The organism is Rhodospirillaceae bacterium (assembly GCA_028819475.1).
In the GTDB taxonomy this organism is placed as follows: Bacteria; Pseudomonadota; Alphaproteobacteria; order Bin65; family Bin65; genus Bin65.
The window spans coordinates 222,385-235,722 of sequence record JAPPLJ010000030.1 but is presented as its reverse complement, the minus strand read 5'-3'; the positions used below and the strand labels follow the sequence as shown (position 1 = coordinate 235,722).

General features: G+C 66.5%; 14 protein-coding genes. 7 read left to right on the top strand and 7 right to left on the bottom strand.

The features are described 5' to 3' along the window. Positions 1-105: 105 nt before the first annotated feature. Positions 106-834, bottom strand: coding sequence for a metallophosphoesterase (locus OXM58_08700; protein MDE0148439.1), 729 nt, complete (start codon positions 832-834; stop codon positions 106-108). Between the two features lie 118 nt (positions 835-952). On the opposite strand from OXM58_08700, the gene OXM58_08695 reads away from it, so the two are divergent. The 3 genes from OXM58_08695 (at position 953) to OXM58_08685 (ending at position 3,071) form a co-directional block, all read left to right on the top strand. Further along, a complete protein-coding gene (locus tag OXM58_08695; protein MDE0148438.1) occupies positions 953-1,318 on the top strand; it encodes a nucleotide pyrophosphohydrolase in 366 nt (121 codons plus the stop codon). 134 nt (positions 1,319-1,452) lie between these two features. After that, positions 1,453-2,271, top strand: coding sequence for a zinc ABC transporter ATP-binding protein ZnuC (gene znuC, locus OXM58_08690; protein MDE0148437.1), 819 nt, complete (start codon positions 1,453-1,455; stop codon positions 2,269-2,271). Then, positions 2,265-3,071, top strand: a complete 807-nt coding sequence (locus tag OXM58_08685; protein ID MDE0148436.1) for a metal ABC transporter permease — start codon at positions 2,265-2,267, stop codon at positions 3,069-3,071. The genes znuC and OXM58_08685 overlap by 7 nt, the downstream gene beginning before the upstream one ends. 26 nt (positions 3,072-3,097) lie before the next feature. Here the strand turns inward: OXM58_08685 and sat are convergent, their stop codons facing one another. Beyond that, positions 3,098-4,291, bottom strand: a complete 1,194-nt coding sequence (sat, locus tag OXM58_08680; GenBank protein ID MDE0148435.1) for a sulfate adenylyltransferase — start codon at positions 4,289-4,291, stop codon at positions 3,098-3,100. Between the two features lie 100 nt (positions 4,292-4,391). After that, complete coding sequence (locus OXM58_08675; protein ID MDE0148434.1) at positions 4,392-4,586, bottom strand: hypothetical protein; 195 nt, start codon at positions 4,584-4,586, stop codon at positions 4,392-4,394. Between OXM58_08675 and OXM58_08670 the strand changes: the two genes are divergently transcribed. From OXM58_08670 to aprA, 3 genes are read left to right on the top strand one after another with little or no spacing between them, the layout of a single operon-like run. Continuing rightward, positions 4,579-5,364, top strand: coding sequence for a hypothetical protein (locus OXM58_08670; GenBank protein ID MDE0148433.1), 786 nt, complete (start codon positions 4,579-4,581; stop codon positions 5,362-5,364). The genes OXM58_08675 and OXM58_08670 overlap by 8 nt on opposite strands. Before the next feature lie 44 nt (positions 5,365-5,408). Beyond that, the gene (gene aprB, locus OXM58_08665) at positions 5,409-5,873 is read left to right on the top strand and encodes an adenylyl-sulfate reductase subunit beta (protein MDE0148432.1); all 465 of its coding nucleotides are present in this window, start codon (positions 5,409-5,411) and stop codon (positions 5,871-5,873) included. Continuing rightward, a complete protein-coding gene (aprA, locus tag OXM58_08660) occupies positions 5,873-7,717 on the top strand; it encodes an adenylyl-sulfate reductase subunit alpha (protein MDE0148431.1) in 1,845 nt (614 codons plus the stop codon). Before aprB ends, aprA begins: the two co-directional genes overlap by 1 nt. 25 nt (positions 7,718-7,742) lie before the next feature. Here the strand turns inward: aprA and OXM58_08655 are convergent, their stop codons facing one another. From OXM58_08655 to OXM58_08645, 3 genes are all read right to left on the bottom strand, one after another. Continuing rightward, a complete protein-coding gene (locus OXM58_08655; protein ID MDE0148430.1) occupies positions 7,743-8,246 on the bottom strand; it encodes an isoprenylcysteine carboxylmethyltransferase family protein in 504 nt (167 codons plus the stop codon). Between the two features lie 86 nt (positions 8,247-8,332). Continuing rightward, positions 8,333-10,078: a hypothetical protein gene (locus OXM58_08650; GenBank protein ID MDE0148429.1), complete on the bottom strand. Its 1,746-nt coding sequence runs from the start codon at positions 10,076-10,078 to the stop codon at positions 8,333-8,335. 76 nt (positions 10,079-10,154) lie between these two features. Then, entirely contained in the window at positions 10,155-11,093 is a 939-nt protein-coding gene (locus OXM58_08645) for a LysR substrate-binding domain-containing protein (protein MDE0148428.1), read from the bottom strand. Positions 11,094-11,334: 241 nt separating this feature from the next. Here OXM58_08645 and OXM58_08640 point away from each other — a divergent pair, with 241 nt between their 5' ends. Then, positions 11,335-12,279: a DMT family transporter gene (locus OXM58_08640; GenBank protein ID MDE0148427.1), complete on the top strand. Its 945-nt coding sequence runs from the start codon at positions 11,335-11,337 to the stop codon at positions 12,277-12,279. Positions 12,280-12,310: 31 nt separating this feature from the next. Here the strand turns inward: OXM58_08640 and OXM58_08635 are convergent, their stop codons facing one another. Further along, positions 12,311-13,288, bottom strand: coding sequence for a cupin domain-containing protein (locus tag OXM58_08635; GenBank protein ID MDE0148426.1), 978 nt, complete (start codon positions 13,286-13,288; stop codon positions 12,311-12,313). Positions 13,289-13,338: the final 50 nt, after the last annotated feature.

Sequence of the window (13,338 nt, the reverse complement as noted above, 5' to 3'; positions counted from 1 at the left end):
GAATTCGGAGTTACCCGGAATTTGTAGGGGAGGGTTTGAAATCCTCTCCTACATTCCCTCCGCCCGAACCTGAGGCCGGGCTTGTGTATTTTCCCGTTATCGCCGCTATGCCGCCGCCGGCACGTCGGCAGCGATCTCGTGCACGCCGAGCACCGGGAGGCCCCGTTTCGCGCGCTCCGGCCGGTCCCAGCGCAGGTCGTCGGCAAGGCAGGACACCACGCTCGCCCTGACGCCGGCAACCGCCGTGTCGAACGCCCGATGGACATGGCCGCAGAAGATGCCGCGGACATGGCGATGACGCCGCAGTTCGGCGGTCAGCGCTCCGGCGTCGGCCCACGGCTCGAAATGGCGCGGATAAGGCCCGACCGCGACCTCGAAGGGCGGATGATGGAGAAACAGGCAGGCCGGCCGCGCCGTATCGGTCTCCAGCATCGCGCGGATATGGGCAAGCCTCTCCGGGCACAGCCGGCCCTTGCTGACGCCTTCGTTGAGCGAGTCGGCAACGATCAGCCGCACCGCAAAATCCTCGACCGCATACTGCACGAAGGGCATGTCTTCGCGTATATGCCGCCCGTTGGCGAATGCCCGGGCCAGATTCCGCCGGTCGTCGCGGTTGCCGGGCAGGACGAAATACGGCGCCGACAGCCGGTCGAGCAGCGCCCGTGCGGTGCGGTATTCCTCGATGCGCCCGTTATGGGCAATATCGCCGGTATGGACGACGGCGTCGGGCGGCTGCTCCAGGCTGTCGATCCAGGCTACGCAGGCCTCGAGGCCGGCCGCGCGTTCGGGCCGGTCGCGGGCAATGTGCGTGTCGGAGATATGGACGATCCGCATGGGCTGCATCGTTCAGGGGAGCGGCCGCCTCACGGGGCTGGCCGGCTAACGGGCTAGCAGCACCCGCCGTGCCGGGGCAGTGCGTCAGATCGCTGCGGATCGAAGAAGGGCCGGAACCATGGATCGCGAACCGCCGTCGCTTGAAGACCTGACCCGCCGGCTCATCGCCTTTCGCGATGCGCGCGACTGGCGCCAGTTCCATTCGCTGAAGGATCTGATCGTCTCGCTCAACCTCGAAGCGGGCGAACTGCTCGAACTGACCCAGTGGAAATCGGAAGCCGGTTTCGAACGGGAAGCCGAGGGCGGTGCGATGCGCGCCCGGCTGGCCGAGGAGTGCGCCGACGTTCTGGTCTATCTGTTGCTGATCGCGGAGCGGACCGGCATCGACCTGCCCTCGGCCGCGGCTGACAAGATCGCGGCCAACGAGGCGAAATACCCGGCCGACAAGGCCTGGGGCAGCGCTGCAAAATATACCGATCTCTAGCCTGTCATTGCCCGCGGGTTCCCGGCGCCGCCGGCGGCAAGGCCGGACCGTTCGGGATGCCGGCGGGTTCGCGGCGGCCCGGTTCCGCCCCGCCGGTCCTTGCCTCGGCTGTTGCGAGCCTGTATCGAGTCGCCATGCCCCGGCCGTCTTCGAGCGATCCTGCACAGGCCGCGCCTCTGGTCGAGGCCCGGGGGGTCTGCGTCCGTTTCGGCCGGCTGAACGTTCTCGACAATGTCGACGTCGCCGTGCGCCCCGGAGAGATCATGACTCTCGTCGGGCTCAACGGTGCGGGCAAATCGACCCTGGTCCGCGTCATTCTGGGCATCGTAAAGCCGGATTCCGGAGAAGTCAGGCGCGCGCCCGGCCTGCGAATCGGCTATTCGCCCCAGCACCTGCACCGCGATCAGATCCTGCCGATGACGGTGCGGCGTTTCCTGACACTCGGCGGGCCGGCGACGCCCGACAGACTCGCGGCTGCGCTCGACGAGGTCGGCGCCGATGCGATCGTCGATTTCCCACTGGCCGAAATTTCGGGTGGAGAGCTTCAACGCGTGTTGCTTGCGCGCGCGCTGCTGCGCGAACCCGGCCTGCTGGTGCTCGACGAGCCGTTGGCGGGTGTCGACGTCACCAGCCAGAGCGACCTTTACAAGCTGATCGCGACCATCCGGGACCGTTACGGGTGCGCGGTGATTCTGGTCTCTCACGATCTGCATCTTGTCATGTCGGACACGGATACCGTCGTATGCCTCAACCGGCATGTGTGTTGCAGCGGCCAACCCCAGTCCGTCGTTCGCCACCCGGAATTCATTGCGCTGTTCGGTTCGCAACTGGCCGACACGCTCGCCGTCTACCAGCATATGCACGATCACCGCCACGACGCCCTCGGCGAACCGGTGACTGCGGGTTCCGGCGAAGCGCAGGATTCCGACCGCACCGACCGGCGCCCGTGCTAGAGGATTTTTTCCTGCGCGCCCTCGCCGGCGGCATCGGGGCGGCGATCGCCGCCGGCCCGGTCGGCTGCTTCGTGGTCTGGCGGAACCTGGCCTATTTCGGCACCGCGCTCGCCCATGCCGTGCTGCTGGGGGTCGCGCTCGGTTTCCTGCTCGACATCGCACCGATCCTTGCCGTCTTCGCGATTTGCCTGATGCTGGCGCTCTGCCTGCTTCTGCTCGAGCGCCAGCAATATATTTCCGTCGACGCCCTGCTCGGCGTGCTGGCCCATGCCGTGTTTGCCGGGGGGCTCGTCGTCGTCGCCTTCATGGAACGGTTGCGGGTCGATCTGATCGGCTACCTGTTCGGCGATATTCTCGCCGTCGGCGTCTTCGACCTGTGGCTGATCTTCGCGACCGCCGTCATCGTCATCGCCGCCCTGGCCTGGCAATGGCGCAACCTCCTTTCCATCACCGTGAACCGGGACCTCGCGGCCGTGGAAGGCGTGCCGGTAGAAAGGGTCCGCCTTCTGCTGCTGTTCCTGCTCGCAGCGGTGATCGCCGTGGGCATGAAAATCGTCGGCATGCTGCTCGTGGTGGCGCTCGTGATCGTTCCGGCCGCCGCCGCCAGGCGCATGGCGACGACGCCCGAGCAGATGGCCGTGGCGTCCACGGTGATCGGGATCGTCTCTATCGTTGCGGGCCTGTTCGGTGCGCTGGAATGGGATATACCCGGCGGGCCGGCCATCGTGCTCGTCGCCAGCGCGATTTTCGCCGTGAGCCTGCTCATCCCCGTCCGCGGCCGCGCCGGCCGCGCCGATTGACCGGCGGACCGGGCGGCCGCAGCCGTTCAGCTGCGCCCGCGATAGTAATCGATCAGGATTTGCGCGACTTCCGGCCGGGAGAATTCCGGCGGCGGGGCGATGCCCTTGCCCAGCATCTCGCGCACCGCCGTGCCGGACAACAGAATGAAATCCTCTTTCGTATGGCCCGGCGCCTCGCGCATCATCACCACCTTGTTCAGCTTCTTCGACCAGGCGGTGTGGTCGGCCTTGAACAACTCGATCTGCAACGCGCCGTCGGGGATATCGTCGAAGATTTCCTGGGCCTCGAAGGGCTCGTAATAGTCTCCGACTCCGGCATGGTCGCGGCCGACGATAAAGTGCGACGCGCCCATGTTCTGCCGGAAGATGGCGTGGAGCACCGCTTCGCGCGGGCCGGCATAGAGCATGTCGAAGCCGTAGCCTGTAATCATCGCCGTGTTCGGCGGGAAATACAGATCGACCATCTTGCGGATGGTCGCGTCGCGCACCGGCGCCGGAATGTCGCCCGGCTTCAGCTTGCCGAGCAGCATGTGGATGACGACGCCGTCGGCATGGAGCCGCTCCATCGCGATCCGGCACAGTTCCTCATGGGCGCGGTGCATGGGATTGCGGGTTTGAAAGGCGACGACCCGGCGCCAGCCGCGCTGCGAAATTTCGTTCCGGATGGACACGGCGGTGCGAAACGTTTCGGCAAAGTCCGTCTCGAAGTAGCTGAAATTCAGCACCCGGACCGGTCCGGAAAGCGCCACGCGGCCCTGCGCCCGGAAATCGGCGACGCCGGGATGGTCCGGGTCGGTCGTGCCGTAGACCTGCGCCGTCAGCCCGTCGAACTCCGCCCCGGAAAAGGTCTCGACGCCCGTCACCTCCTGGATGGCGAGCACCGGCGCGCCCTCGACGTTGGGATCCCTGAGCGCAATCCGCGCGCCGGCTTCCACGGCGCTGGCGTCATGAACCAGGTTGAGAACCGGCGTCGGCCAGAACAGGCCGCCGGCGGTGCGCATCGCACGCCCGACCGAGAGCGCGTCGGCCTTATCCATAAAGCCGGCGAGCGGGGTGAAATAGCCGCCGCCCAGCATCACCGCGTTGCTGGCCGCCGCCGACGACACCGTGATCGAGGGCAACGATTCCGCCTCTTGCGCAATCCGCGCGCGTTCATCCGCATCCGCGACATACAGGGGGGTGAGGCGCGGGGCGCCGTGCGGGGCGATCAGGTTCGACATGCGGTTGTCTCCAGAGAACCGGCGGCGCCGGCGGGCGGGACGGAATGTCTGCTGCACGACGCTTCAGGGCGGTTGTCGGACGGGGTCTTGCGGCGTTTTCTCATTTCACGGAAAAAGCGTTGCCTTCAACCGCTTTGTGGGCTTTACGACGCTTGGTTGCGGCAGCCTGCGCGCCTCCCGAATCGCGCTTGTTAAATTCAAATGTTTGAATATGATGCCGCATCCTTGCCTCGGAAGATACCGGAATGTAATCGTTTCCAACGGCCCGGCAGTTCAGGGGGGACTTGATGGCCATCGAAAATCCTTTCGCCGCCCTGTCGGCGGACGTGTCGCCGGTTGTCATGCAGATCTATGTGATCGTGATGATCCTGTTTGTCGCGGCCGGCACGCTGTTCGATATTCTGCACAAGCAGAGCGCCACATATTTCTTCCGTGACTGGCGTAACGCCCAGAGCAAGGGCGCCGATACCGTCGGCAGCGGGGAGGTGGTCTCGCTCGCCGCCCAGACCCTGGCTTCGGAAGTGCTGACCTCGTCCGAGTTCTGCAACGCACGGCGCCGGGTGGCGCACCTTCTCACGATGTATGGCTTCCTGGCCTACGCGGTCACGACGGCGATCATGGTGTTCGGCTATGCGGACACGTCCGCGTCGACGCCCGCGGCCCTGCCGGTTATCTGGACGGTCGGCGCCCTGATGGTCTGCGTGGGCGGCTACTGGTTCTGGTTCTTCATCCGGGCGGACGTTTCCGCAGAAGGCCATTCGCCGTTCCGGATTATCCGGGCCGACCTGTTCATCCTTTCGCTGCTCGCCAGCACGACCTTCGGCCTGATCTGGTCCTTCGTTCAGCCGGGCGGCACCTGGTGGACCTGGCTGTTCCTGGCGCTGTACCTGATCGCGACGACCGTGCTGTTCGGATCGGTTCCCTGGTCCAAATTCTCGCACATGTTCTTCAAGCCGGCGGCGGCGCTCCAGAAGCGCGTGGCCGAAGCGAACGGGACCCGCCGCAACCTGCCGGCGCCGGCCGACCGGCCGGTGACATTCGGCAGCGCCCGCCGACAGCCCAACCACTACTGAAGCCGTCCGCGACCGGTCTTCACCAAGGGAGATAGCGAAAACCCATGCCGACATTCGTCTACATGACAAGTTGCGACGGCTGCGGACACTGCGTCGATATCTGCCCGTCCGATATCATGCACATCGATACGACCTATCGACGGGCCTACAACATCGAGCCCAACATGTGCTGGGAATGCTATTCCTGCGTGAAGGCTTGCCCGCAGAATGCAATCGACTGCCGCGGCTACGCCGATTTCGCCCCGCTCGGCCACAGCGTCCGGGCCCTGCGCGAGGAGGAAAAGGGCACGATCTCGTGGAAGATCAAGTTCCGCGACGGCAACGAGAAGAATTTCGTCTCGCCGATCCGGACGACGGACTGGGGCACGATCCAGTCGCCCTCCGACTACGCCGCGCCCGGCGCCGACGAATACAGGAACCAGGAGTTGGCGCATGAGCCGGACGCCCTGAACATCGAGGGCGGCCTGCCGGCGCTCACGCCGGAGCAGCTCAAAGAGGGAGTGGTCTAGTGGGCCTGTTCTCGCGCAGAAAGACCGTTTTCGTCGATTCCGACGTTCTCGTCATCGGCGGCGGCATGGCCGGCTGCGGCGCCGTCTACGAGTCCCGCTACTGGGGCCGCGACCTGAAGGTCGTGTGCGTCGAGAAGGCCAACATCGAACGCAGCGGCGCGGTCGCCCAGGGTCTCTACGCCATCAACTGCTACATGGGCATGCAGTGGGACGAGAACCAGCCGGAGGACCATGTCCGCTACGCCCGCAACGACCTGATGGGCCTGGTGCGCGAGGACCTCGGCTACGACATCGCCCGCCATGTCGACGGCACGGTGCACAAGTTCGAGGAATGGGGCCTCCCGATCATGAAAGACCCGGAAACCGGGCGCTATCTGCGGGAAGGCAAGTGGCAGATCATGATCCACGGCGAGAGCTACAAGCCGATCGTCGCGGAGGCGGCCCGCAAGGCCGCGACCGAGGTCTACAACCGGATCATGGTGACCCACCTCCTGACCGACAAGACGAATCCGAACCGCGTCGCCGGCGCCGTCGGCTTCAACGTACGCACCGGCGATTTCTACGTCTTCAAGGCCAAGGCGGTGATCGTGTCTGCGGGCGGCGCCTCGCATATCTTCAAGCCGCGCGCGGTCGGCGAAGGCATGGGGCGGACCTGGTACGCGCCGTGGAGCAGCGCATCGGCCTACGCCCTGCCGATCCTGGTCGGCGCCAAGATGACCCAGATGGAGAACCGCATTGTCCTGACTCGCTTCAAGGACGGCTACGGCCCGGTCGGCGCCTATTTTCTGCACCTCAAGACCTACACACAGAATGCCTACGGCGAGGAATACGAATCGACTTGGTACGAGCACACCAAGCAACTGGTCGGCGACTATGTCGATCGGCACCCGGTACCGACCTGCCTGCGCAACCACGCCCTGCTCGAAGAGGTCAAGGCCGGCCGCGGCCCGATCCGCATGGTGACCAAGGAGGCCTTCCAGGACCCGCACAAGGAGACGGTGGGCTGGGAGAACTTCCTCGGCATGACGATCGGTCAGGCCGTCGTCTGGGCGTCGCAGAATATCGACCCGAAGCACATCAACCCGGAACTGACGACGTCCGAGCCCTATGTCATGGGCTCCCACGCGACCTGCTCCGGCGCGTGGGCGAGCGGGCCGGAGGACTATGCGCCCGACGAGTACCAGTGGGGCTACAACCGGATGATGACGGTCGACGGGCTGTTCGGCGCCGGCGACACGATCGGCGGCACGGCCCACAAATTCTCGTCAGGCTCTTTCACCGAGGGGCGGATCGCGGGCAAGGCGGCCGTCAACTACGTCAACGATCTGGGCAGCGACGGGCCGCAGGTCGACGAGAAGGAATACCGGGCGCTCGAAAAGACGGTGTTCCAGCCGATGGAGAACTATTCGGTCGGCCGGAACGAGATCGTCGCCGGCACGGTCTCGCCGAGCTATCTGCTGCCGATCCACGGGCTCCAGCGCCTCGAAAAGATCATGGACGAGTATGTCGGCGGCATCAGCGCCCACTATACGACCAACACGCCGCTGCTCGACCGCGGCATCGAACTGCTCGGGATGCTGAAGGAAGATATGAACCATATCGGCGCCGAAGATCTGCACCAGCTTCAGCGCGCCTGGGAACTGCACCACCGGGTGCTGGCCTCGGAGAGCGTGACCCAGCACACGATGTTCCGCGAGGAGACCCGCTGGCCGGGCTATTATTACCGTGCCGACCATCCCAAGCTGGACGATGACAACTGGCACTGCTTCACGCTCTCCCGCTACGACCGCGACAGCGACTCGTGGGAGATGGAGAAGGCGCCGGTCTACCACATCGTGGACTGAGCGGCGCCGGCCGCCCCGCGGCCGGTCAGGAACCGTCCCACGGCCGCAGACTGGGTATCCAGCGCGGCACGTTGGCCTTGTAGCGCCGATAGTCGTCGCCGAAGCGCCGTTCCAGTTCCGGCTCTTCGAATTTCACGAAAGCGATTGTGAGGGCGACGAAAAACAGCGCCATCCAACCGGCCAGGTACCACGAGCCGAAGAACAGCGCTTCGGCGCCGAGCATGACCAGCGCGCTCGAAATCATCGGGTTTCGGCAATGGCGGTAGGGGCCGCGAACGACGAGTTTCGTCGGCGGGGCCCAGGGCGCAGGCGTCCCTTTGCCGGCGGTCGCGAACAGCCTCGTGGTCCACACCGCAAAGGCAAAGCCGCCGACCGCCAGAATGACGGCGATCCAGAACCGGGGCTGTTCGGGTCCCGCCAGCGCAATAGCGCCCGGCGTTCCGGCCAATAGCCACAATATCGCGCCCGGAACGAATACGAGCACCGTGCCCGGAAGGATGACGACGGCCTTGATGAGTTCCAGTTTCATCGTCGTCCTGCGTGCAGCTTCGTCCTCCGGCACTTGCCGGTTTCGTCTCCTCCGGGCCGGGCGGTCGGATTACCGGAAAGCGGGCCTTAAACCGGCGCCCTGACCCGCACGGTCAGGATGTCGGTATCGTGATACTGCTGGTGATGGACCGACGACGCGACGTGGCGCAGCAGGCGTAGCGAGAATTCCTGCTCCGCCGGCGGTCCGGCAGCCTGTTCGCCGAGCAGCGCGATCCGGTCCTGCAGGTTGTCGTCGCCCGTCCCGGCGAGGAATTCGAGCACGGCCTCCCCTTCCTCCCTGTGGGCAACGAGGAACAGGCGCCGGGGCGTCTCATCCGCCCGTCCTTCCTCCCGTTCCAGCAGCGTGAGCACCGTTTCCTCCCCCGCCGTGTCGAGCCGGTCGACCATCCTGTCGTCCCAGCCGCTGCGCGCGGCGAAGTCGGCGAGGAATTTGCGCAGATCGGGCAGGCCGGACGCCGCGAACGGCAGCTCGATCCGCTTCGGTCGCGGCTTGGCGATCTCCACGAACAGGGTGAGGAGAAGGGCGACCAGGCCGCCCGCCGTCATGCCGTTCTGCAGGATGCCGCCGGCGATTTCCGCAAAGATTTCCGGGAAGATCACGCCGTTCTGGAAGCCGACGCCGGCCCAGAAGGACACGCCCGCAATCATGCCCTTGCGATAGTCGAGACCGTCCTGGACGACGATCTTCATCCCGAGGACGAATAGCATCGCCAGAAGAACGGTGACATAGGCCGCGGCGACGGGGTTCGGGATCGCCAGGACGACGGCGAGCGCCTTTGGAGAGAAGGCGAGGACGATGAAGATCGCGCCGGCCGCCATGCCGACCGAGCGCGCGCCGACCCCCGTGAGTTCGGTGACCGCAATGCTGGTCGAATAGGTCGTGTTGGGGACCGTGCCGGCCAGCCCGGACAGCAGGTTGCCGACGCCGTCGGCCGTGACCGCGCCCTGTACGGCGCGAAAGTCCGCCGCCCGGGGCGTGCGCCACGAGACATGCTGGATGCCGACGGAATCGCCGATCGTCTCCAGCGCGCCGACCAGGGTGACGAACACAAAGGCCGGCAGCAGCGACCAGAAGACCGGGCCGAATTCGAGATCGAAGCCCGGCCAGGCGCCGGCGGGAAGCCCGATCCAGGCCGCGTCGGCAACCCGCGCCGCATCGTAGATGCCGAAATAACCGGCGACGCCGCATGCGACCGCGATGCCGATCACCGGCGCCCACAGCCGCAGCGCACCTTTCGCCTTCAGGGCGATCCCGACGATGACGGCGACAGCGGCGAGAGCGCACAAGGGCGCGGCGGCGGCCGGCGCGCCCTCCGGCACGTCGCCCAGCATCTTGAAGATGATCGGCATGACGGTGACCGGAATCAGCATGATCACGGTCCCGGCGACGGTCGGCGTGAAAATGCGCCGGAACAGGGACAGGCGCGACGCGAGCGCGAACTGGAACAGGGAAGAGATCACGACCAGGGTCGCAAGCATGGCGGGCCCGCCCTGGGCGATCGCCGTAATGCAGACCGAGATGAAAGCGCCCGAGGTCCCCATCAGCAGGACGTAGCCGGCGCCGATTCGGCCCAGCCGGACGGCCTGCAATACGGTCGTCACGCCACTGACGATGACGGCGGCGAAGACGGCCCACGACAGGAACTCCGCCGCGCCGCCGGCCGCCCGGATCACGATCACCGGCGTCAGCACGACGCCGGCGAGGGTGAGCAGGGCGAGCTGGGCGCCGAGGCCGACGGACAGCGATACCGGCGGTTTTTCGTCCGGCTCGTAGCGAACGCGCGCGTTTATGCCGTTCGTATCGTCGGCCATGTCCCGGTCTCCCGTTCGGCGCAACGCGGCTGTTTGCCGTTGCCGGTCGCGGTCGCGGCGGCGCTCGGCGGCAACGTCAGCCGATCGCCTGGCGCGCCTTCTTCGTAAGTTCTTCTCCCGCGCCGGCGGTGGCGCCCGCGAGCAGGTCGATCCAGTGTTGGCCGTGAGCCGCAAGGCGGTGGGCGAGGCCGATCCGCCGCGACGGTTCCGGCGAAGCGAAACGCAGAAAACTGAGGCCGGGCGTTGCCGCGCCTTCGCATAGCGCGGCAGTTTCGGGCAAAAGCGTGAGTCCGGAACCGGCCGCTACGAGGCGCGAAAGCGTGGCGAGGGATTCGGCGCCGCGGCGAACCTCCTGCTGGCGCCACATGGAACAGGCGCCGAGAACCTGATCGGCCATGCAATGGCCGTCCGCCAGGGTGAGGAGCGGGCCGATGTCCGCGCGCGACATATCCTCCGGATTCGGTACGAATCCCTGTGCGCGCAGGGCGTCGAGCCGTTCGGCCCGGCCCGCGATGATGAAGCGGTCCTCGAACAGGTCCCGTTCGGGAAGTTCCATCATTCCCAGCGGCAGCGAGACGATCGCCGCGTCGAGCCGGCCTGCAAGAAGAGCGGAAACGAGATCCTGTCCCGTCGCCTCCAGCACGTCCGGTTCGACCCTGGGCGACGCTGCATTCAGCCGTTCCATCAAGCCCGGAAGGAGATACGGCGCGAGCGAGGAGACGATCCCGAGCGCGATCCTGAGCGTCCCCTGTTCATACTGTTTCCCCATGGTCTCGAGCAGCAGTGTCTCGTCCAGGACCCTCAGCGTCTGCTCATGGACCTCCTTGCCGAGCCGGGTAAGCAGAACGCCGCGGCTCTCCCGTTCCACCAGCGGGCCGCCGAGCGCGCCTTCCAGTTCGCGGATCTGCAGGGACAACGCGGGCTGCGAAACGAAAACGCTCTCGGCCGCCCGGCTGAACGAACCGTGTTCGACCAGCGCCTGAAAATAGCGGAGCTGACGCAGGGTAACGGGCAAGGGGGCGGTCCTCTTGGTTTTGCAGACTCTGCACGGCGGGGCACGGCGGGCACGGCGGGGTCGTATCGCGCCGGGGAAATTCGGCCGGCCGTGCCGAGCAAAGCCGAAAGCCGGGCGCAGGGCAACGGTCTTTGCGGCCGTTCGGCGCCACAGCGGAGGCGATATAACCGTTTTATCCGGTTTCCGGATAGCACAGCGGCGCCGACGCCGCTAAACGGCATCCCGGAAACGAGGGGCCGACATGACCGATTCCGTCGAAGCGACAAAACAGGACGTCGTACCGCCGCAGGCGGCGCACCGCATGGATGCGGGCGATTGGGGCCTGCTGCTCAGCCTGTCCGGCCTGTGGGGCCTCTCCTATCTGTTCCAGAAAATCGGCCTTTCGGAACTGCCGGTCTTTTCGGTCGTCCTGGCGCGGGTCGGGCTCGCTGCGATTCCACTGGTGGTCCTGCTTTACGCCGTGGGCCAGCGTCTCCCCGTCGCGCCGCGGCTGTGGGCGGGCTTCATGCTGATTGCGCTGCTCAACAATGTGTTGCCCTTCTCCCTGATCGTCGGCGGTCAGCAATGGATTACCACCGGCATGACGGCGCTCCTGATCGGCACCACGCCGATGATGAGCGCGGTGCTCTCGCACCTGCTGGGCGGCGAGCGGCTGACCGTCGGGCGGGTCGCCGGGGTTCTGATCGGGCTGGCGGGCCTGGTCGTCCTGGTCGGGCCGGAAGTGCTCGGCGGCTTCACCCTCGGCCTGACCGGGCAGCTTCTCACGCTGGGCGCCGCCCTGTGCTACACCCTGGCGGCGATCTACGGGCGGCGGTTCCGGCATGTGCCGCCGCTGGTGCTCTCGACCGGGCAGCTCGTCTGCGCTTCGCTGATCATGCTGCCGCTCGCAGCGATCAACGACCGGTTCTGGACCTATCCGGTCAGCGGGGGCGTGTGGGCAGCGCTGCTTGCGCTCGCCGTGTTCGGCACCTCGCTCGGCTATATTCTCTACTTCCGGCTGCTCGCGCGGGCCGGCCCGACCAATCTTCTGCTGGTCACCCTGCTGGTGCCGATCGGCGCCACCGTTACCGGCGCCCTGTTCCTGGACGAGGCGGTAACGGCCACCGCCCTTGTTGGCATGGCGTTGATTTTTCTCGGCCTCGCGGTCATCGACGGCCGCCTGTTCGTGCGGATGCGCCGCGGGTAGCCGGTAGGCCCCACTCGGCAGGCGACCGCGGTCAGTCCATCGCCTCGAAGCGCCAGTAGCGCGCCCAGCGCATCAGCTCCTCGTCCGACATCTGGAACAGCACGGCATCCTCGGCCGCGCCGTGGTCGACCGTCTTCCATGACGGCGAGACGAAGGTGTCGCCGTAGGCCCAGTCGATCGCCGTGCCATCGACGACTGTCCGCCCGCTGCCCTGCATGACCACGAACGCGCTGTTGGCGGTGCAGCGGTAGGGCCGGCCCCGGAAGCCGCTGTCCATGCGGTGCATGGTGATGGCGATGGTCGGCATCTGCGGTGTCTCGTAGCGGATACGCCGGCCGAAATGGCCCTCCGGATCGGGCGACGCCGCGTCCAGCTTGCGCAGCGTGCGCTCCATCGGGAAACGGTAGGGCGACTCGATGACGACCCGTTTCACCGGCTCCATGCCGTCGGGATGGCCTTCGACATACATCGGCTCCAGCAGATGGACGAGCGGCACGTCCAGCCCGTCGAACCAGTAGGCCTGTTCGGTGCCGTCATGGCCGTGGCCGTGCCAGCAGCCGCCCGGCGTCAGCACGATGTCGCCGGTCAGCATCGGGTGCTTCTCGCCGTCGACGATGGACCAGGCGCCGTCGCTGTCCAGAATCACCCTGAGCGCATGCGGCGCGTGGCGGTGGCTGGCCGCCTGCTCGCCCGGCAGGATGGTCTGGTAGGCGCAGATCAGGGTGCGCGCCGTGGCGATGTCGTTACCCGGGATCGGGTTGCGCATGATCAGGTTGCGCCGCTCGGCGAGATCGGTTCCGATCAGCCGGGCCGCACCGTCCATCGCCGCCCGCGCCTCGGCGTATTTCCAGTGCGCCGGCAGGAAATCGGTATGGGGTTCACGATACAGGATCGGCGCTTCGCGGTCGATCCAGCCGGGCGTCAGGCCCCGTTCGGCGGCCCGCGCCGTCAGGCTGTCGAGATCGGGCGCGTTGCGCAGGTCGTCGTAGGAAAGGATCGCGCCGTCCATTGGAATCCTCCCGGTGAGCCGAACGGGTGCCGCAGTCTATCGGAAAGCCG